Origin of the sequence: Myxococcus llanfairpwllgwyngyllgogerychwyrndrobwllllantysiliogogogochensis (assembly GCF_006636215.1) — a bacterium.
Lineage (GTDB): Bacteria > Myxococcota > Myxococcia > Myxococcales > Myxococcaceae > Myxococcus > Myxococcus llanfairpwllgwyngyllgogerychwyrndrobwllllantysiliogogogochensis.
Genome location: NZ_VIFM01000088.1, coordinates 1 through 20,125, shown reverse-complemented (window position 1 = coordinate 20,125; position 20,125 = coordinate 1). Strand labels below are relative to the sequence as shown.

Annotated in this window: 12 protein-coding genes and 1 pseudogene; 6 read left to right on the top strand and 7 right to left on the bottom strand. The window is 71.2% G+C overall.

The genetic code is table 11. From position 1 onward, the window contains the following. Positions 1–2 precede the first annotated feature (2 nt). From FJV41_RS22070 to FJV41_RS22060, 3 genes are all read left to right on the top strand, one after another. The gene (locus FJV41_RS22070) at positions 3–6,533 is read left to right on the top strand and encodes a HEAT repeat domain-containing protein (protein ID WP_141644507.1); all 6,531 of its coding nucleotides are present in this window, start codon (positions 3–5) and stop codon (positions 6,531–6,533) included. Continuing rightward, complete coding sequence (locus tag FJV41_RS22065) at positions 6,530–8,374, top strand: SWIM zinc finger family protein (protein ID WP_141644506.1); 1,845 nt, start codon at positions 6,530–6,532, stop codon at positions 8,372–8,374. Before FJV41_RS22070 ends, FJV41_RS22065 begins: the two co-directional genes overlap by 4 nt. Before the next feature lie 408 nt (positions 8,375–8,782). Further along, positions 8,783–10,240 carry a reverse transcriptase family protein gene (locus FJV41_RS22060; RefSeq protein WP_141644505.1) on the top strand — a complete coding sequence of 486 codons (1,458 nt, stop codon included), beginning with the start codon at positions 8,783–8,785 and terminating at the stop codon, positions 10,238–10,240. A 9-nt stretch (positions 10,241–10,249) separates the two neighbouring features. On the opposite strand, the gene FJV41_RS22055 is transcribed toward FJV41_RS22060, so the two are convergent. Continuing rightward, positions 10,250–11,155, bottom strand: a complete 906-nt coding sequence (locus FJV41_RS22055; protein WP_141644504.1) for an alpha/beta hydrolase — start codon at positions 11,153–11,155, stop codon at positions 10,250–10,252. Positions 11,156–11,321: 166 nt separating this feature from the next. On the opposite strand from FJV41_RS22055, the gene FJV41_RS22050 reads away from it, so the two are divergent. Next, complete coding sequence (locus FJV41_RS22050) at positions 11,322–12,848, top strand: GMC family oxidoreductase (RefSeq protein ID WP_141644503.1); 1,527 nt, start codon at positions 11,322–11,324, stop codon at positions 12,846–12,848. A gap of 60 nt (positions 12,849–12,908) precedes the next feature. Here the strand turns inward: FJV41_RS22050 and FJV41_RS52415 are convergent, their stop codons facing one another. The 5 genes from FJV41_RS52415 to FJV41_RS22030 form a co-directional block, all read right to left on the bottom strand. After that, on the bottom strand, positions 12,909–13,052 hold the full coding sequence (locus FJV41_RS52415; protein WP_174455985.1) for a hypothetical protein: 144 nt from the start codon (positions 13,050–13,052) through the stop codon (positions 12,909–12,911). Positions 13,053–13,254: 202 nt separating this feature from the next. Next, a complete protein-coding gene (locus FJV41_RS22045; RefSeq protein ID WP_246137334.1) occupies positions 13,255–13,665 on the bottom strand; it encodes a hypothetical protein in 411 nt (136 codons plus the stop codon). A 98-nt stretch (positions 13,666–13,763) separates the two neighbouring features. Then, positions 13,764–14,927: a bestrophin family protein gene (locus tag FJV41_RS22040; protein ID WP_141644501.1), complete on the bottom strand. Its 1,164-nt coding sequence runs from the start codon at positions 14,925–14,927 to the stop codon at positions 13,764–13,766. 307 nt (positions 14,928–15,234) lie between these two features. Then, the gene (gene lnt / locus FJV41_RS22035) at positions 15,235–16,863 is read right to left on the bottom strand and encodes an apolipoprotein N-acyltransferase (protein ID WP_141644515.1); all 1,629 of its coding nucleotides are present in this window, start codon (positions 16,861–16,863) and stop codon (positions 15,235–15,237) included. A gap of 2 nt (positions 16,864–16,865) precedes the next feature. Further along, positions 16,866–17,522: a hypothetical protein gene (locus tag FJV41_RS22030; RefSeq protein WP_141644500.1), complete on the bottom strand. Its 657-nt coding sequence runs from the start codon at positions 17,520–17,522 to the stop codon at positions 16,866–16,868. Between the two features lie 95 nt (positions 17,523–17,617). Between FJV41_RS22030 and FJV41_RS22025 the strand changes: the two genes are divergently transcribed. Beyond that, positions 17,618–18,541: a hypothetical protein gene (locus tag FJV41_RS22025; RefSeq protein ID WP_181790832.1), complete on the top strand. Its 924-nt coding sequence runs from the start codon at positions 17,618–17,620 to the stop codon at positions 18,539–18,541. A 93-nt stretch (positions 18,542–18,634) separates the two neighbouring features. Here the strand turns inward: FJV41_RS22025 and FJV41_RS22020 are convergent, their stop codons facing one another. Then, the gene (locus FJV41_RS22020; protein WP_141644499.1) at positions 18,635–19,723 is read right to left on the bottom strand and encodes an SGNH/GDSL hydrolase family protein; all 1,089 of its coding nucleotides are present in this window, start codon (positions 19,721–19,723) and stop codon (positions 18,635–18,637) included. Positions 19,724–19,944: 221 nt separating this feature from the next. Here FJV41_RS22020 and FJV41_RS22015 point away from each other — a divergent pair. Next, positions 19,945–20,125, top strand: a pseudogene (locus FJV41_RS22015) (chloride channel protein); the annotation flags it as partial.

Here is a 20,125-nt window from a genome sequence, read left to right as displayed (position 1 = left end):
CCATGTCCGTCCTTTCCATCGGCAACATCGAGAAGCTCCGGGCCCTCGCGGCCAGCCCCCGGGTGCTGCTGCTCGGCGGCGCTCGCGCTTCCGTCTCCAGCCGCGTCACCGCGTATGAGCCGGGCACCAACAAGGTGCTGTGGAGCACCGAGCTCCCCTCCGCGGTGAATGCCCTGGCCCTGTCGGGCGAGCGCTTCGCCGCCGCCTGCGCGGACGGCACGCTGCGCTTCGGCACCCACGCCGACGGCAACGTGCAGTGGCAGCTCGAGGGCGCGCACCCCGGCGGTGTCACCGCGCTCGCCTCCAGCCCGGACGGCAAGGTCCTCTTCAGCGCGGGCGCGGACGGCATCGTGCGCGGCTGGGAGTGGGACTCCACGCGCAAGCTGCACGAGTGGAAGGCGTCGCCCCAGTCGCTGCGCGCCGTGGCGGTGGACCCGTCCGGGACGTATGTCGCGACCGCGGGTGACGACGGCGTGGTGCGCTCCTTCACGCGCGCCTCCGGTGAGCGCCGGGACATGGTGGGCCATGAGGGCGCGGTGCGCGCGCTGGCCTTCACGCCTCGCGACGGTCGGCTCGTGTCCGGCGGCGACGACGGCAAGCTGCGCCTCTGGTACCTGGTGGGCGCGGTGGAGTTCGAGGTGCGCGGCGACAAGGACTCCGGCCATGCCGGCTCCGTGCTCGCCCTGCTCTTCCCGCCCACGCCCGCCGCGAAGGATGACGAGGAGCCGTCGGACCGCGTCTGGTCCGCGGGCAGCGATGGCAAGGTGAAGGCGTGGCGGCTGGACGAGCGCCGCAAGCCGCGCACGTTCGACTGCGGCAGCAAGCCCACGAACGCGCTGGTCTTCCTGCCGCCCGCGAACCCGCGCGCGGCGCGCACGGCGCTCGGCTCCGTCTTCACCGCGAGCGACGACCGGCGCGTGCTGCGCTTCGGCATCGAACTGGACGGCAAGCCGGGCAATGACCAGGACACCTCGCAGCACGGCCTGGACCTCCTGACGGAGTCGGTGAAGGCGGGCCGCCCCAAGCGCGAGGCCGCCGTGCGCGAGGCCGCCGCACTGGACGAGCCGGAGGCCTTGGAGTTCGTGCTCCAGGTGCTCGGCACGGACAAGGAGGCGGAGGTGCGTCGCCTCGCCGCCCGCGAGCTGGGCGCCAGGGGTCGCATCGCCGCGCGGCCGAAGCTGCGCGAGCGGCTCAATGACGACCATCCGCAGGTGCGCGAGGACGCCCTCAAGGCGCTCGACGTGCTGGAGACGGAGTCGCCCCTGGCCGCGCCCCGCGCCGCGCTGGACTCGCGCTTCGTGGACATGCGCGTGGCGGGTCTGCGCCGGCTCGCGAAGCTGGGGGGCACGTCTCCCCTGGTGCCCGGCCTCATCGCAGGTAAGCTGAGCGAGACCGAGGCCGCGGTGGGTCTGGCCGCGTTGGACGCGCTCTGCGAGGTGACGCCGGGCGGTGACACCGAGCCCCTGCGCACCGCCTTCGAGCGCGGCCCCGCGCGCCTCCGCGTGGAGGTGCTCATCCGCGCCGCCGGAGCGGGACTGTTGGGTCATGCGCAGCTCCAGCCGCTGGTGGCTCGGGCGCTGGACGACGCGGACGCGGACGTGCGCCGCGTGGCCTTCACCATCCGCGTGATGGAGCGCCGGGCCCTGGCCCACGCCCTGGAAGCCCGCGACGAGGACTTCGCCCGCTCCGTCAAGGACGTGGCCCGACGACTGGTCGCGCGCACGCGCGGCCCGAGCGGCGCCGCCCTGGCCATCACGGACGCGGACCTCCAGGCCGCTCGCGACACCATGCCCGCGCAGGGCGCCGTCAGTGGCGCGCTGGCGGAGAGTGATTTGGAGCCGCTGCTGGCCGCCATGGCCTGCCGCACGCCGGACACCGCCGTGCGCGGTGCTCGCGGCCTCGCGCAGCTGGGTGACGCGCGGGCGCTGGGCGCGCTGCTCCAGCTCTCCCGCGAGCCGGAAGCCCCCATCCGCCGTCAGGCCGCCGCCGCCCTCCAGGCGCTCCAGGATGCCCGAGCCCGCGAGCGGCTGGTGTGGATGCTGGACGACGAGGACGCGGACGTGCGCGCCGCCGCGCTGGACGCGGTGGTGACGCTGGACGTGGAGGCGCCCCTGTCCTCCGCCGAGGCGGCGTTGCGCTCCGGCCACGAGGACGTGCGCGTGCGCGGGCTGGACCGGCTGGTGAAGCTGGGCGCGGCGACGCAGGGCGCGGAACCGCTGCTCGGCGACGCGCTGGAGGACGAATCCGCCAAGGTGCGCGGCGAGGCGTTCCGCACGCTGTGGGCGTGGAACGAGAAGGTGCCGGAGAAGGCGTTGGACCGCGCGCTCGCCGGCCGCTTCCCGGACCTGCGCAACCGCGCGGTGGAAGTCCTCTCGCAGCGCGGCACGGAGGGATGGGCGCAGGAGCGCCTGAAGAAGTCCGTGGAGGACCGCGACGCGGGCGTGGCCACCGCCGCGTACGAGGCGTGGGTGAAGCTGGTCGGCAAGGAGAAGCCGGAGCCGCACCTGGCGGCCCTCGCTTCCACGCATCCATCGGTGCGCGTGCTGGGCGCCAAGGGCTCCGTGCATGCCCCGGTGGAGACGCTGCGCTCGCCGCTGCTCAAGCGCGTGCAGGACGAGGAAGTCGTCGTGGCCGTCGCCGCGCTGGAAGCGCTGGACAAGCTGGTGCCCGGGGAGAACGGGCCGCTGCTCGCGGGCATCGCCGCTGGCGAGTTGCAGGTGCGCGTGCGGGCCGCGGAGCTGCTCGCCCCGCGCGGCGCCGAGGACATCATCGAGCCGATGCGCGGGCTCATCACCGACAAGGACCTGGAGCGGCTCTACACTCCGGCGTACCTCATCCCGCTGCGCATCCGCGCAGCTCGCGCGCTGGCGTCGCTGGGCTCGCGGCGGCTGCTGTCGTTCTTCGCCACCGTGCTGGTGCCCAGCGAACTGGGCGACCTCCAGGAGCAGGGCGCGCGCGGCCTCGCCACCGCGGGCCGGCGGGGCGACGAGGGCTACCTGCTGGACACGCTGGGCCACGCCAACGTGGCGGTGCGCTCGTGGGGCGCGGACGGCCTGTCGCGCCTGGGTGACGCGCGCGCGCTGCCCGTGCTCACCGGCAACCTGCGCAATGACCACCTGCCCATCCGCCTGGGCGCCATCCTCTCCTTCGCGGCCCTGGGCCCCGAGGGCGACGGTGGCCTCTTGCACGGCCTGGAAGACCGCGCCCGCGAGGTGCAGGAGATGGTGTTCGCCATCGTCCTCGCCCGTGACTTGCGCGCCAGCCGTCGGGGCGAGCCGCCCGACCTGCTCGCCAGCGCCCTGTCCAGCGGCAGGCCGGAGGTGCGCTACGCGGCGGCCCGCGCGCTGGAGCTGCGCACGGAGACGGACGCGTACCGCACAAACCTCGTCGAAGGCCTGTTGCCGCCGCGTCCGGAGAAGGTCGGCGACATGAAGGAGTGGCCCGCCGAGGACGAGCGCGCCCGGCGCATGGTGGGACTCGCCGAGGCCCTCTCCAGCGAGCAGCCCGAGCAGCGCTACGCGGCGGCCCAGGTGTTGCTGCTGCGCAACAAGCCGCTCGACTACTTCCGCGAAGCCCAGAAGGTCGCCCGCCCGCGCACGCTGGAGGCCCCGTGGAAGCCGGAGACGGCCCCTGGCGCCTCGCCCGTGCAGGCCACGCCCGCCAAGAGCTGGCTGCGTCGGCTCTTCTCGGCGGTGAAGCCGGGGACGCCGGGCACCTCGCCCGAGGCCAGCGCCAGCGCGGAGCGACAGCACCTGCGTCGGCTCGCCTTCGGCGCGTACGTGGGCCTGTTGCGACAGGTGTCCGCGGGTGACGACGAGAGCCACCGCGTCCGCCGCGACGCCGTGGACCGCGTGGTGAAGCTCACGCTGGAGGGCTTCGCCGGGACTCCCGCCGCCGTCGCCGCGCTACTGCGCGCGCTGGAAGACCCGCACCAACTGGTGCGCAAGGCGGCCCTCACCGGCCTCAAGGAGCTGTTCCCCGCGGGCAGCGATGAGCCGCTGTCGTTGGCCCTCGCGTCGCTGGCGCCGGACGTGGCTCGCGCCGCGCTGGACGAGCTGGCGGAGCGCGGTGACGCCGCGAAGCCGCGCATCACCGCCGCGCTCAACTCGCCGCTGGCGGACGTGCGTCGCTACGCCTTCGAGCTGCTGGAGAAGCTCAGCCCGGCCGGAAGCCTGGAGCCGCTGCTGGCCGCGCTGGGCAGCGAGCACGCGGACCTGCGCGTGGGTGTGATTGAGCGGCTGGCCGGTGCCAACGACTCGCGCGTCACCGAGGCGCTCGGTCGGGCCATGGCCAGCGAGCACGAGGACCTGCGCCTGCGCGCCTCGGAGCTCCTGGCGTGGCGCGGGGATGACCGGGCGGTGGAGGTGCTGGCCTCCTTCCTTCGCTCGGAGACGTCCGCCGTGGCGAAGCGCGCCTCGGAAGCGCTGGCCCGTCTGGCCACGCCCTCCGCGGTAAGCGCCCTGGCCGCGCGCGTGGCCGTCGCCACGGAGGCGAACGAGCGGTTGCGACTGGTGGCCGCGCTCGGACAGACGAAGCGCGCGGAGGCGCTGGACGTGCTCGCGCGACGAAGCACGGAGGACGACACGAGCGCCGTGCGCGTCGCGTGTGTCGCCGCCGCGATGAACATCGCGGGCACGGACGTGAAGAAGCGGGACGCGGCGCTCGCGGTGCGCTTCCTCCGCTCGCCGGTGAAGTCCAACGACGTGGCGGTGCGACTGGCGGCCCTGAAGGAGCTGGAGCACGGCGCGGAGGCCGGTCAGTCCGAGCTGCTGGTGGGCCTGTTCTCGGACCGGGACCTGGCGGTGCGCGCGGAGGCGGTGGCGCTGTACTCCAAGCGCGTCATCGAGCACGGCGTCCCCGTGGGTCCGCTGGAGGACGTGCTGCGTGGTGGGGCGCGTGAGCTGATGCTCCCGGCCGCCGAGGGCGTGGCGCACCTGCGCGGCATCAGCGCGCTGCGGCCCCTCTTGCTGTACTCCCGCGCGGGTGAGGATGGACAACGCGAGCGCGCCCTGCTCGCCCTGGGCACGCTGGGTGATCCGCGCGCCTTGAGCGAGCTGGAGACGGTGGCCGCGGGTGGCACGCCCGAGGCTCCCACGGAGCCGTCCATGGTGTGGGCGGCGCTGGAGGGCCTGGGCCGCCTCGCCGGTCGCCTCCCCGAGGGCGAGGAGCGCCGTCGCGTCGAGGAGAAGGTGGAGGCCGCCGCGGTGGAGGGCTCCACCACGGAGCTGCAGCAGGCGGGCGTGAAGGGCCTGCGCGCCATCGGCGGCGAGCGCGCCCGCGTGAAGCTGGAGGCGCTGCTGCTCGACACGGGCACCCGCGACGAGGTGCGCATCACCACGGCGCAGGAGCTGGGCAAGCTCAAGGACGTGGAGGCGGAGGCCACGCTGGCCACCATCCTCGACGACGGCGACGACGACCTGCGACAGGAAGCGCGCAAGGCGCTGGACGCGCTCTTCCCGAAGGAGCGCACCCGCGTCGAGTTCCTCGCCGTGGCCAGCATCAACGAGGACATCTCCGAGCCCGCCGCGGCGTACCTGTCGCGCGAGGGCGACCCGGTGCTGCTCGTGCCCCGCCTGGCCACGCTGACCAACGAGGAGCTGCGGCTGCGACTGCGCCGGGGACTCGCCCGTCGTGGCGCGCTGCCCGTGACGGAGACGGTGGCCCTGCTGGCCCACGACAAGCCGGAGGCGCGTCAGGAAGCCGCGCTGCTGGTGGGCACGTGGACCGGTGAGGCGCGTCAGGCCGGTCAGGTGGATGTCGCGGCGCTGGCTCGCGCGCTGGTGTCGGCCGAGCGGAAGACGGCGGCCGACTGGACGGCCTCGCCCCCGGGCAAGAAGCGCGAGTCACTGGCCACCGCGTGGGAGCGGCTCTTGTGGGCGGGCTCTCGACTGGGCGCGGCCAGCCTCGCGGACTCCGCGCGCGCCATCCTCCAGGGTGGCGAGTTGGCGTCTCCGGCCACCGTGCGACAGGAGGCGGCGCGCGTGTTGTCGCGACTGGGCACGGCGGGTGCGACGCTCAAGCTCGTGGGCCAGGACACCGGTCCCGTGCTGACCCACGCCAAGGAACTCGCGGCGTCGGCGGAGGCGCTGAAGGGCGCGCTGGTGGACCCGGACGCGCGGGTGCGCTCGGCGGCGGCGGACGCGCTGGCGCGACTGGCGCCCGAGAAGGCCTCGGCGTGGGCGCTGGAGGTGAAGCCCTTCGACCCGGTGGCCCTGGGCCCCACGGGCGCAAAGGTGCCGGCGGAGGCATTCACGACCTCCGAGGGCCGTCGCCTCGCCGAGCCCGCGCTGCTCGCCCACGGGAACATCGCTCCGCTGAAGGCCCTGGCGGAGAATGCGAAGCCGGAATTGAAGCAGGAAGCGTGGGCCGGTCTGGGTAGGCTCGGCGGTGAAGAGGCGGCGAAGCTGCTGCACGAGGCCGCCTTCGACAAGTCTCAGTCCGTGGAGCTGCGCAAGGCCGCGTGGCGCGCCCACAAACGTGCACGTCGCGCCGTGGAGCGCGCGCGCAACCGGAAGGAAGGAACCCCGTCGTGACGACCGCCACCCGACACCCCGTCGAGCTTCGCTACGCCACCGCGAGCGACGTGGAGTCCACGTCGGACGCCTCCCGCGTGCTGCTGGCCCTGGAGGGCTCGCGCGGCACCGTGGGCGTGCGTGGACGGCTGAAGGACCCCGCCCTCTTCCGCGACGCGCTCACCGCCGCGTTCGGCATCCTCTCCAGCGACTTGCGCTACCGGGGCAAGGACCGCACCGCGTACCTCGCCTACCTCATGTCGAAGGGGAAGCGGGCGAGCGCGCAAATCTGGGAGGCGCAGAAGGCGTTCCTCGACAACGCGCTCGACGGTGAGGAGAAGCAGGACGAGGTGCTCGACCCCGTCCTCACCGTGGACCCGGACAGCGTGTCCCTGGAGGTCTTCTCCCGCGACGAGAGCGCCTACGCGCGCCTGTCCTTCGACAACAGCCTCTTCGAGGGCCGCGAGGCCGCGCACGGCTCCACCTTCCTGGACGTCCCGGCGAACCTCGCCACGCGGATGGACCGGCTGCGCACCTACCTGCCCGTGTCGCTGGAGGCCCACGTCGCCCTGCCCGCGAAGGCGACCCGCGAGCCTCGCAAAGTGGAGGTGCCTCACGCCTGGCTGCGCGGCTTCCTCCAGGTGCAGTCCGCCGCCACGCTGCCGGCGAACTCCTGCGTGCTGGCGCCCATCGACCTCTACAACCTCCTCTTCGCGCTGCGCACCCGCAAGGCGAAGAAGGCCCCGCGCGCGCTGCGCTTCGAGCTGGTCCCCGGCGCCCCGCCGCGGCTGGTGCTGGAGCCGTGGGAGCTGGTGCTGGAGTGCCATGGCGGCACGTACACGGGCACCGCGCCCGCCGTCGTGCGGACGTTCGGCCGTCAGCGCCTGGTGGCGCTCGCCCGACTGTTGCCCCACGCGAAGTCGGTGCGCCTGCAGCTCATGGGCCCCGGTCTGCCGGTGTTCTGGGTCATCGACATGGGCGCGGCCACCCTGACGTTGGGCCTCACGGGCTGGACGGAGAGCGGCTGGTCCTCCGCGGCGGCCTTCGATGTCCTCATGCCCCGCGCGGTGCCGGACGGGCTCGCGGAGAAGCTGCGCGGCAAGCTGCGCGCGGACGGGCCCCTGCCCTTCGACACGCTCGTCGCCGCGGCGGGTGGCGCGTCGAAGGAGCACGTGCGCGCCGCGCTCCAGTTGGAGTGCCTGCGCGGCAGAATCCTCTTCGACGTCGCCAAGGGCCAGTACCGTCCCCGCGAGCTGATGGCCACGCCGGTGGACGAGTCCGTCATCCGCTTCGGCAGCGAGCGCGAGGCGCGGGCCCACCGCCTGCTGGGTGATGGCGGCCCGGGCGCGGGCGAGGTGAAGCTGACGAAGGTGCACGACATCGTCGGAGAGGGCACCCGCATCCACGGCGAAGTCGTGGACCGCGAGGCGGTGCGCAGCTTCTTCCCGAGCTTCACGTTGGATTTGGAAGGCCGCGTGAAGGACGCGTCCTGCGGGTGTCCGCACTTCCGCCGCTCCGGCATGCGCGAAGGCCCCTGCGAACACCAGCTCGCGCTGCGCCTGGCCTACGCGCGCCGCCGCACCGAGGAAGAGGCCCTGCGCAAGACGCCCGAGGGGCGAAAGCTCATCCGCGCGGAGACGCGCTCGTATGTGCGGCGCGACGCGGAGAGCGGACAGGAGATGGTGTATCGCGTGTCTCTGGACGGCCAGGTCGTCGCCGTGGAATGGGGCCCTCGCACTGGCGAGGCGCGTCATCAGCGGCTCTGGTTCGACACGGACACGGAGGCGCGGACCGCGTATTTCACGCGCCTGGAGAAGCTTTCGGCTGAAGGCTACATCGACGCGGCGTCAGCCTTGGTGTAAACCCCCATTCACGGCTCGGCCGCTCACGCAGCGGCCAAAAGGGCAGGTGCGACGGAAGACACGATGAGACGCGCTTCACGCGCGAGCAGCCGAGAGAGGTCTGGAGTGCATCAGCCTGAGCGCCTCGAGCGCGGGAGCGGCGTTGCGCCGCTCCGGTTGGAATGCAGGACACTCTCCGCAAGGTAGCCTGTTCTTGGCTCTCTCCCTCCTAGGCACTACGGCCTGCGGGGGCAGCTGAGCCAACGACGCGATCGCCGTTTGCCCCCGCAGGCCGTAGTGCCTAGGAGGGGAGAGCCGGTGAGGCTACCGTGCACCAGGTAAGATGGTGGTGCTTTCCTGGCCTCCCTCGACTGCTCGTGATGATTGCCCGCCTCGTCCGACTCCGACGCGCCCCCTCGAGGTTCTGACATGACCGCCAGGCTGGAGTCGTTCGTCCCCGCAGCAGCGCCGCAGGCCGTTGCCACCCCCGCGCCCCAGGCTCCCGCCGCCAATGCGGTCGCCCAGCGCGAGGCCCGCCGCGCCGCGCATGAAGCCCTGCTCATCCGCTGGAAGGCCATCGTCGAAGCAGGCGGCGCCGAGTCGTGGGCCCAGGGCCAGCTCGTCTCGCGCGGCCTCGCCGTGGCGGACCTGGACTTCTCCGGCGCCTCCGAGAAGGAGAAGACGGCCTGGAAGGAGAAGAAGAAGGCCGAGGCCGCCGAGCTCCGCGCCCTGGGCCGCCAGGCCCATGAGGCCTGGAAGGCCACGCACATCAGCCATCTGGGCGCTGGCGTGCACTGGAAGGAAGACGCCGGCTCCGACAAGTTCGACGTCGCCCACCGCGAGGAGCGCGCGAAGTCCAACGGCCTGCCGGAGCTGGGCACCGTGGACGCGCTCGCCAAGGCGCTGGGGCTGAGCGTCTCCAAGCTGCGTTGGTTCGCCTTCCACCGCGAGGTGGACACCGGCTCGCACTACATCAGTTGGGGCATCCCCAAGCGCGACGGCGGCACGCGCACGATTACGTCCCCCAAGCCGGAGCTGAAGCAGGCCCAGCGCTGGGTGCTGTCCAACGTGGTGGAGCGGCTGCCCGTGCACGGCGCGGCGCACGGCTTCGTCGCGGGACGCTCCATCCTCACCAACGCGCTGGCCCACCACGGCGCGGACGTGGTGGTGAAGGTGGACTTGAAGGACTTCTTCCCCACCGTGACGTGGCGGCGGGTGAAGGGCCTGCTGCGCAAGGGCGGCTTGCAGGAGAACACCGCCACGCTGCTGTCGCTGATGGCCACCGAGGCGCCTCGCGAGACGGTGCAGTTCCGCGGCAAGACGCTCTACGTCGCCAAGGGTCCCCGCGCGCTGCCGCAGGGCGCGCCCACGTCTCCCGGCATCACCAACGCGCTGTGCCTCAAGCTGGACAAGCGCCTGTCCGCGCTGTCGAAGCGCCTGGGCTTCATCTACACGCGCTACGCGGACGACCTCACCTTCTCCTGGACGAAGACGAAGCAGCCCAAGGCCAGGCGGGCGCAGGGCCCCGCGGTGTCGGTGCTGCTCGCGCGCGTGAAGGAAGTCGTCGAGGACGAGGGCTTCCATGTTCACCCGAACAAGACGCGGGTGAGCCGCAAGGGCACGCGTCAGCAAGTCACGGGGCTGGTGGTGAACAAGGCCCGGGACGGCGTGGCGTCCGCGCGAGTCCCGCGCGACGTGGTGCGCCGCCTGCGCGCCGCCATCCACAACCGCCAGAAGGGCAAGCCCGGCCGAGAGGGCGAGTCCCTGGAGCAGCTCAAGGGCATGGCCGCCTTCGTCTACATGACGGACGCGGACAAGGGCCGCGCGTTCCTCAAGGACCTGGAAGCGCTCGAGGCCCGCGAGAAGGAAACCCCGAAGGTCGCCTGACCGTCGTCGTCAGGGCACCGCCGGGGCCGCGCTTCCGGCGGCCCCCTCCCCGCCCGACAGCAGCGCCGCATCGAAGAAGGCGCGCAGTCGGCGGGGATACTCCTGGGGCTCCACGTCGCTGAAGCCTCCATGACTCGCGCCCTGGATGCGCCAGGTCTGGGCGTACTCGCGCACGTGGGCGAACAGCTCGTCCGCGAGCGGCTGGCCGGACTCCTCCGTGCCCATGACGATGAGCAGCGGCCGGGGACGGATGTGGTCCACCGCGTCGATGGTGCGCACCTCGTCGAGCGCGATGCCCCGGCGCCAGAAGGGCACCAGCGCGCCGGACTGGGACACGAAGCCGAAGCGGCGAAAGTCATACGCCGCCGCCAGCCACAACGTGTTGAACGGAGACAGCAGCACCACCGCGCGCACGCCCGGGTCCTTCGCGGCGACCTCCGCCACGGCGGCCGAGCCAATTGAAAAACCGAGGGCCGCCACCTTCCCGGGGTCCACGTCCGGAAGGGCCCGCACGAAGGCCAGCGCGGCGCGCACGTCCAGCCGCTCCTTGTCACCCCACGTGGAGGTCTCACCCTGGCTCTCGCCATGGGCGCGCAAATCGAACAGCAGCACGCCGTAGCCCGCGTCGCGCAGGATGCGCGCCTCCGGCAGCAGGTCCGCGCGTGTCTGGGATAACCCATGCGCCATCACCACGGCGGCGCGGTTGCGCGAGGGCACATACCAGCCACGCAATTCCAGCCCATCCTCGGTGAACAAACGCACGTCTTGCGCCTGCGCGAAATCAGCGGGCCGCGTGGGAGGCGTGCGGGGATAGTGGAAGTACGCCTCCGAGTGGCGCAGGGCCCGTCCGAAGAGGGCCAGGGCGACGAGCACCCCCAACACCAGCACGCCCGCGACAACCCTCCAGCCCTTCATGAAACACCTTCCCCGGGTCATGCCCGGCTGCCCGTCCAGCTTCACGCGAGTCACCCGCGACACAGGGGGGCGTCCATGGTCAACCTCGCGCGGGCCAGCTTACACTGGCGTGATTCAACTCGCGGTGACGCATACCGCGCATCACCTTTGCACTCGCAGGGATGCTGTGAGCACGTCCAAGAAGACTTTCGATGCGGTGGTGGTGGGCTCCGGAGCGTGTGGCGGCTGGGCAGCCAAGCAGCTCACGGAAGCAGGGTTGAACGTGCTGGTGCTGGAGGCCGGGCGGAGCGACCGGGCGGACCGCCTGCTCTGGGTGTGGCACCGCCTCCGTCAGAAGCTGCTCGGCTACCAGGCGGAGACGGACACCCCGCGCAAGCAGCGGCAGTCGGTGCAATCCACCACCTTCGCCTGGCCCTTCCATCCGCACGCGTTCGTGGATGACGTCGACAATCCCTACACGACGCCGGGCGACGCGCCCTTCACGTGGATTCGCGCACGGCAGGTCGGCGGGCGCACGTCGGTGAAGGCGCACGGCCGCCAGTTCTACCGGCTGTCTGACTTCAATTTCAAAGCAGGCGGGCTCGACGGCCAGGGTCCGGACTGGCCCCTGACGCTGGCGGAGCTGGCGCCGCACTACGAGACGGTGGAGCGGTGGATGGGCCTCTCCGGCAACACGGACGGGCTGGACACGCTGCCCGACTCCGTCTTCGCCTCATCCATCGCGATGAACCCCGCCGAGCAGCACCTCAAGCAACACGTGGAGCGCCGCTGGCCCGAGCGCCGCGTCGTCGTCCGTCGCACCGCGGGCGCCCCCATCACCCTCCCCGCCGCGATGAAGACGGGCCGCCTCACCCTGCGCACCCACGCGGTGGTGAACCAGGTGCTGCACGACGCGAAGACGGGCCGAGTCACAGGCGTCACCTACGTCGACACCGAATCCGGCAAGACGCACGAGGCGCTCGGCCGCGTGGTGATTCTGGCCGCGGGGACCATCGAGACGACTCGGCTGCTGTTGCACTCGAAGAGCGCCGCGTTCCCGGACGGGCTGGGCAACTCCTCGGGGCAGCTCGGCCGCAACCTGATGGACCACACGTACCTGCTCGGCATCGAAGCGAAGATGAACCTGCCGCCGGAGCAGCAGCGCGCCGAGCAGAGCTGGGCGTACATTCCGCAGTTCCGCAACGTCACGTCCCGCGAGGAGGGCTTCGCGCGAGGCTATGGCGTGCAGGTCTTCACCTTCGCGGACAGCTGTCACTTCGTCCCCTTCGGGGAGATGGTGCCGCGCGCGGGCAACCGCGTGACGTTGAGCGCCACGGTGAAGGACCGCTGGGGGATTCCGGCGGCGCACATCGACTGCCGCCACTCGGAGAACGAGCTGCGGATGTGCAAGGACGCCGTGGCGTCGTGTCAGGAGATGATGAAGGAAGCGGGCTTCACGGTGGAGAAGGTGAACGACACCCTGTCCACGCCGGGCATGGCCATCCACGAGGTGGGCACCGCGCGCATGGGCACTGATGCGAAGACGTCCGTGCTCAACCCGTGGAACCAGAGCTGGGACGTACCCAACCTCCTCGTCATGGACGGCGCGAGCTTCCCCTCACAGGGGCCGCAGAACCCCACGCTGACGATGATGGCCCTCGCCGTGCGAGCCAGCGCGCACCTGGTCGACGAGCTGAAGGCCGGCAAGCTCTAGTGCCCTGACGCGAGCGACGCGGCCACCTCGCTCCACGTGGCCGCGTCCTCGAAGCAAGCCTCACGCGTCGGGCTTGGTGTGCTTCTCGTGCTCCTTGGGCTTCTCGCGCAGGCTGATTCTCGAGCTCCACATCGCGGGCGTCATCACCACGATGAGCAGCGTCAACAGCACGGTGCCAATCATCAACTCCCAAATCATGTCCATGGTCTCGCTCTACTGAAGGCGGGCTGACGGCATGCCGGAGCGACGGACCTCTCGCACACGGCTCCTGAATGCGTTCCGGAGGCGAGGGCGCGCGTGCCCCGAGACACGGGGACGCGACCTCGCCCAGGGCACGGAGCCGCAAGTCGTGGGCCTCGACAGGAGCCGAGGACACACCACGAGCCAGCCCCGTGCGCCGGAGCGCTCAGAGGAGCAGCGTGCGGATGCGGAGGAAGACAGGAGGCCCCTGCGACGGGGGCATGTTCCAGAGAGAGAGGGAGCGTTGCGAGCCCCACTCGGGCGCCTTGAGCGGCAACCAGGCGACCGGCGGCACGGCCACGGGCGGCGCGACGAAGGGACTGGCACTGGAGACACTGCCCTCGGTGGGAGCAGGCAGGTCCCAGTGTGGCTCCTCGCAGCAGTCCCACTGGAGCGTCGGCTGACCGTGGGAGTCCGCGTGGGAGGAGTCCGCCTTCGAGTGCTCATGACAGCGGCACTTGGAAGCGCGCGTCTGGACCTGCTTCTCGCAGTAGTGCCCCAGCCCCGCCACACCGCTGGCGGCGACCTGCCAGCCGAGGAGCAGCACGAGCGTGAGGAGACGCGACAGTCCAGACACGATGCCTCGGGTATACGCCCCGCCAGCACCCTCCGCAACGCGCGCACCCGGAGCGGACCGCGCCACACTGACAGGGCCCATTCGAGAAGCTCGCGGCCTCAGTAGAGCAGCCCGTCCTTGGGTTGCACGGGCTGGGGAAGCTCCGTCTCCCCGAGCATCTGTCGCAGGTTGATTTCGATGGTCCGACTGAGGGCCGTCATCGGCGTGTCGCTGACATCGTCCTCGAACGGTGTCTCGATATCCCGCCCGACGGCGTCCAGGCCGATGAACAGGAACGCGATGATGGCGGTGACGGCCGGAGTGAGCCAGCCCAGCTCATCCACGACACCGAGCGGCAGCAGCACCAGATAGGCGCGCGTCATCGCGAACAGCAGGCTGTCGTACTGGCGCGGCAGCGGCGTGTTCTTGATGCGCTCACAGGCGCCCAGCAGGTTGGTCATCTCGGTCAGTGTCCGGTCCATCGTCACGTGGAGGAAGAGCACCTTCTGCGGGTCTGACACCTGGCCATAAATGCGGCGCAGGCGCGTCGCCATCCACAGCAGAATCGCGGAGGGGACGTTGTGCTCCTCGCGCAGGGCGTCGATGACGTCGGGCCGGAAGAAGGCGACAATCTCCGGCAGCGGGTCCTGACGGCGCAGATGACAGCGCAGCGCGTGTACGAAGCCCATCTGCGCGTAGACCAGCTCGCGCGCGTCCTCGGTGATGTCTTCGACCATGCGGGTGATGACGCCGCGCGGCTCGCCCTGGGCCTGGAGCGGAGTGCCGAGCACCGCGACCTCGCCCGACGTGTCGCGCGCCCCGGAGGGCACCCGTGCCTGACCGAACCTGTCTCGGACCGCGCCGTCGCTCGCCCGCGTGCCGCGCACCGTCAGCAGGGCACTGGGGCGGTCCACCGCGCTGCGCAGCAGGCGCGAGGGCACCGCGGCCAGCTCCAGCTCCGTGAGCTCGTCACCCGGCTGGCGTCCGGGCCGGGGGAGCAGCGTGAGCACCTGACGAGCGAAGGTCCGAGACCAGTTCACCACGCCGCCCCACAGCGTGCGGGCCTCCCACCAACGGTCGTAGGCGGAGTTGTTGCGGAAGGCGAGCAGCACACCCAGCGCCGCGGCGAGCACGGAGATGGGCATCGTGGGCACCGCCATCCAGGACGCGTCGAACACGCGATAGCCCACGACGATGGCCAGGGCGAAGAAGACATGCACGGCCACGGGGATGCCCGTGTAGCGGAGGATGATGTGCCAGGAGAGCCTCCGGCCGACAATCATTGCGCGAGCGCTCCAGGGTGAGAACTGCCTGCCCGGAGCGTCTAATTCCGGAGGTGCGGGCCGACAACGGCCAGCCGCGCACCGCCGCGAGGATGTGTCACGCAGACGCGCTGTCGGGTGGCGAACTGTCCTGGAGCGAGCAGAGCCGCTTCGGCGGTGGCCCCTCTCCGCGACGTCCTCACCCCGTCACGGCCCGTGATGGGCACCCATGCAGTCCGCGAGCGTCGTCGCGAGCAACACCTCCGATGACCCGCGCGCCGCCGCGTCAGTACCGCTCGCCCCGTCCACCGAGCACCGCGCCACCGCGTCAGTACCGCTCGCCCCGTCCACCGAGCACCGCGCCGCCGAGCAGCGCCACCGCCATCACCAGCGCCACGGGCCCCAGCCAGTTGCCCCACCTCCGCGCCAGGAAATAACCCGCGGTGTGCCAGGGCACGCGCATGACGGCGGTGCCGCGCTGGCCATCGCCAATCTCCGTCAGGATTTCGCCCGTGTCGTCGATGAGCGCGGAGACGCCCGAGTTCGTCACCCGCACCTGGGGCCGGCGCGTCTCGATGCTGCGGAAGACCGCGTGCGTGAGGTGCAGCCTGGGGCCGGGCGTGCCCCCGAACCACGAGTCATTCGACAGCGTGAGCAGCAGGTCCGCGGTGGCAGTCGCCTCGTCCGCCACATAGGAGGGGAAGAGGGTGTCGTAGCAGATGAGCGGCGCCACCCTGAGTATCCGCCCGTCGCGCCGCTTCAGCAGCACCGTTCGCGGCCCCGAGCCCGGCGACCAGCGCCCCGTCCACGGCAGCCACTCGCGCAGGCCCGGAGAGTCGATGAGCTCCGGCACCCACTCCGTCAACGGGAAGAGCTTCGACTTGCGGTACACCTTGCGCGTCGGGGCCTCTCCTTCTTTGTCTCCCGGTGACAGGAACATGGCGGCGTTGAACTCCTTTCCGCCCTCCACGTCATACGAGCCGAAGATGAGCGGCACGTTCCGCGCGGCGACATAGGCGGAAATCTCGGCGTCCAGCTCCGCGCCCGCCTCGCTCTTGGGCACGCCAAAGGGCGTCGGGTACACCGTCTCCGGCCAGATGAGCACATCCAGCGGAGCCTCGCGCAGCAGCGAGTCCGACAGCGCGTAGTGCGTGTCGAGAATCATCCGCACCACTTCGTAGGTGCCGTGCTCCGCCTTGAGCTTCTCGTAGTTGATGATGTTGGCCTGCACCGCGCCCACCACCAGCGCCGTCTGCGTGCTCCGCTCCACCACATACTGGGCGAGGCGGAAGGAGCCATAGCCCAGCATCACCACCACCAGCGCCACCGCCGCCACCAGGGGCTTCAGCGCGCCCGGAGCCCCGCGCGTCCTGAACGCGCGCCCCATCGCGAACACGCACTCATTGACGAACAGCAGCGCCAGCGTGAGCCCGGGCGCGCCCGCGACGTCCGCGAACTGCCGCAGTCGCTCCGAGTAGACGAAGCCCTGCCCCAGCGTGTCCGCGAAGGGCTTGGGCGCGAGCCACTCCACGCCCACGTACACCAGCACGCTCACCATGGGCGGCAACCACCCGGCCCGATTCCCCACCGCGCGCCGCGCCAGCTGCCGCGCCAGCGCCGTGACAGGGAACTGGAGCTGGAACACCGGCGCCAGGAGCAGCATCAACAGCCAGCACAGCCACAGCGGCGCGCCCGAGTACGACTGCAGCGCGCCCGGAAACCACCCGAGGACGGCGGCGCTGAAGGTGACGCTGAGCCCCGCGCCCAGCAACAGGGCCTCGCGCGAGGAGCGGGCCCGGTCCACCACCACCAGCCACGGCACCAGCGCCACCCAGCCGAGCAGGGTCCACGGCATCCGGAGCAGCGAGAACACCCACAACGCCAGGGTGGTGGCGAGGACGGCGCCCAGGCCCCCGGAGAAGCGCCGGCCGGATGACGCCTCCTCACGCCCCAGCATCTTCAAGGCGTGTCCTTGGACTCGTCGGACTTCGGCAGCTCCAGCATGCGCACGGGCATGCCTGGGGGCGCCAGCTCCGCGGGCACCACGCGATTCTCTGGAATCTCCAGCGGCTGCCCGTTCGCATCCACGGGCTGGTGGTCCGGATGGAACATCAGGATGGCCTCCACGCGCTCACCTTCGTCCGTGGACTGGTAGTGGCGCACGTAGCCGGGAGGCAGCTCGAAACCCTCGGGCACGACGAGGCCGCGCTTGAGCGGCTTGGTGCCGGGGCGATAGAGCTGAATCCCCGTGGGGCCGGAAGTGGGCACGTCGGGCTCCGTGGCGGGCGCGGGCGGGGCGGTGGGCTCCCCCATGACGGGCGTGGCATCCCCCAACAGCGGCTCCTTCGCCGGAGGCCTGCGCACGGGCGCGCGCGCCACCACCGGCTCAGGCGCGGTGACGGGCGGCGGCGGGGCTTCGACATAGGGCGTGTCCTCCACCTCCACGTCGGAGGCGCTCAGCCACGCGCTCAGCGCGATGCACAGCACGGTGAAGACGAGCGCGCCGCCCACCAGCCACCGCGCGACACCTCCTCCAGGGGAGGAGCGAGTCGGGGCGACATGGGTGACGCCGTCACGGTCGACACGCCGTTCAGGGGATGGGTGCTGCGGCCGCATGCTCGCCGTGAGACCTCCGCGCTGCGTATGCTACGGACACCCTCTCGCCGAGGCAATGTGGCCACTCCCGGCGACCACTCCCCGCCCCTCGCGCCATGAGCTCCCCTTCCGTCGACACCCTCCCTGTCAGCGCGCCGCCGCCCACGGCCTCGCCCACCGTCGAGCCCGAGCGCTTCACGCTCCAGGCCTGGACCTCCGCGCGACGCGGCGTGGCGATGTCGGCCCGCTTCGTCACCGTGGGCAGCCTGCTCTTCTTCACCGCCTGGTTGCTGTGGGACATCCTCGAGGGCGCGGAGACGCTCAAGGCCGAGCCCCTCGTCTGGAGCCTCGTCCTGGGCGGAGGTCTGCCCGTGGCCCTGGTGGCCGTGCTGCGCTCGCGCGCCCGCGCCACGCTGGAGGTGGGCGCGAGCACCCTGACGCTCACGCTGCGCGACGGCGCCCGGCTGGAGATTCCGCTCGACGCCGTGGAGTCCGTACGTCCCTGGCGCCTGCCACTCCCTGGGCCCGGGCTGACGCTGCGCCTGAAGTCAGGGCGCGCGCTCGGCTACGGCCTGGAGGCCGAGGACGCGGTGCCGCTCCTGGAGGCGCTCGCTCGACGCGAGGGCTCACTGGGCGCGGCGGTGACACATCCGCTGGTCCGCTACGGGCGGGCGCGACGGGAGCTGTGGCGCAAGCGCTGGTATCACCTGGTGCTCAAGCTCGTCGTCTTCCCGCTCGTGCCCGCGGGCATCTTCTTCCGGGCGCACCAGTACATCGCCTTCGGCGGTCCGTTCGGCGAGTACCAGCTCAACGGGCTGAAGGCCTACCTGCTCTCGTTCGGTCGCTACTACGCGCCGGTGACGCTGAGCCTGCTGCTCATCGCGTGCTTCTGGCGGGGCGTGGCGGAGCTGGTGTCGCTGGCGGCGGCGCGCTTCACGCCCTCGTGGACTCGCGGCGTGCGCCGGGGCGTCGAGTGGCTCTGCCGGCTCGGGTACTACGCGGGCATCATGGCCTTCACCGCGTCGCGCTTCCTGATGTGACATGAGCGGCGCCGGAAACGACGAAGCCCCCGACTCTTCGCGAGAGTCGGAGGCCTCGAGGTGAAGCTCACCCGCCCGACGCGGGTGCGAGCATCAGGGAGCGGTGGGGTTGAAGCGGGCGCTCTCCCAGCCCATGCGCTCGTGGCCCGTCTTGTTCCACTCGGGGTTCTTGCCGTCGACCACCTGCGCGTCCGTGAACTGGGGCGCGCCCGTGCCGGAGCCCGAGCCGGAGAAGATGCTCACGCTGATGGTGGTGCCGAAGTACGTCGGGTGGGTGTTGTCCGACTGGATGTAGTCGTAGCTGGTGCTGGCGTTGACGAAGTGCGTGTTCGCGTCGCGCAGCGTGGAGCGCAGCGCGCCGGTGATGCGAGCGACATACGCATCCTCCGTCTCACCCGCGACGTAGCGCAGGGCGGCCGAGTCCACCTGGCCGTCGCCGTTCGAGTCGTAGTCCGCGCCCATCATCTCCGCGAAGGAGTCCGCGCACTGGAAGCCGTACCGCGCCGCCAGGTTGCAGGTGCGCCAGTTGCTGCGGGCCAGCAGGGGGAGGAACTTCACCTGCTTGTTGATGGTGGCACCCGTCGCCGAGTCCTTGCAGGCCGTCTGGACGTTGTCCGCGGCGAAGCCCGGGTAGTAGATGTTGGAGACAATCTTGACCTTGGCGGAGGTCGCGTACTGGTTGATGGCCTGCATGGCCCTCTCCGTGTACGTGGTGCAGGCCGCCAGCGCCGCCTCCAGGCCGCTGTAGTTACAGGTGCCCGTCTGGTCCGTGAAGGCGCTGCGCGCCTGCAGGTAGTCGTTGCCGCACATCTCGAACATCACGGCGCGCGTGTTGGCCGTCTGCATGTACGAGCGCTCGGAGACAATCTTGTTGTTGTAGATGTCGTCGGCCCGCGCGCCGGACTTCGTGCGGCGGATGACCTCGATGTCCGTGTTCCACAGCTTCGCCAGGTACTCGCCCTGGACAACGGGGGCCGCGCGGCGCGCCACGCCACCGATGCCACCGTTGTAGCCCGCATAGATGGAGTCGCCGTAAGCCACGACGCGATACTTCGTCGTGGACGTGGACCGGTCGATGGTCCACGACGTGTTCTGGTTGATGGTGCTCGCCATCGCGCTACCACTCACCGTGGCGGCCGCGACAACGGCGACGAAGGACAGCCCATTGCGACGGAAGGACATGCCCGCTCTCTTTTCTTCCCGCTGGGGGAATGTAGGGGGAAACCGAACGCTACACGCCGTCGATTCGCGAATCACCCGCAAACTGGAATAACGCGAGCAGTCAGAATTCGCGGATTGCATGGAACCCAAAGTGTCGCGCCCTTGGGTTGTCTGATTCCTGACGCGCCGCGACGTATGACGCGGTGTTTCACGATGTTTCAACAGTCTCGGAGGGAGGCGCGGTGAGGTGGACGGGAGGAGCGCGAGTGCTGGGGCAGTGGTTGGTGCTCGGGGCGTTGGTGGGGGTGGTGTGCGGCGTGGCGTCCGCGGGGTTCCTGTGGCTGCTGGACGCGGCGACACAGCTTCGTGAGCGACAGGGCGCGCTGGTGTACGCGCTGCCGTTGGCGGGGTGGGTGTTGGGGG

Bases quoted from the DNA above. Each gene is read 5' to 3' on its own strand.
- FJV41_RS22070 (WP_141644507.1), top strand. From the start codon at position 3: ATGTCCGTCCTTTCCATCGGCAACATCGAGAAGCTCCGGGCCCTCGCG.
- FJV41_RS22060 (WP_141644505.1), top strand. From the start codon at position 8,783: ATGACCGCCAGGCTGGAGTCGTTCGTCCCCGCAGCAGCGCCGCAGGCC.
- FJV41_RS22055 (WP_141644504.1), bottom strand. From the start codon at position 11,155: ATGAAGGGCTGGAGGGTTGTCGCGGGCGTGCTGGTGTTGGGGGTGCTC.
- FJV41_RS52415 (WP_174455985.1), bottom strand. From the start codon at position 13,052: ATGGACATGATTTGGGAGTTGATGATTGGCACCGTGCTGTTGACGCTG.
- FJV41_RS22040 (WP_141644501.1), bottom strand. From the start codon at position 14,927: ATGATTGTCGGCCGGAGGCTCTCCTGGCACATCATCCTCCGCTACACG.
- lnt (WP_141644515.1), bottom strand. From the start codon at position 16,863: ATGCTGGGGCGTGAGGAGGCGTCATCCGGCCGGCGCTTCTCCGGGGGC.
- FJV41_RS22030 (WP_141644500.1), bottom strand. From the start codon at position 17,522: ATGCGGCCGCAGCACCCATCCCCTGAACGGCGTGTCGACCGTGACGGC.
- FJV41_RS22025 (WP_181790832.1), top strand. From the start codon at position 17,618: ATGAGCTCCCCTTCCGTCGACACCCTCCCTGTCAGCGCGCCGCCGCCC.
- FJV41_RS22020 (WP_141644499.1), bottom strand. From the start codon at position 19,723: ATGTCCTTCCGTCGCAATGGGCTGTCCTTCGTCGCCGTTGTCGCGGCC.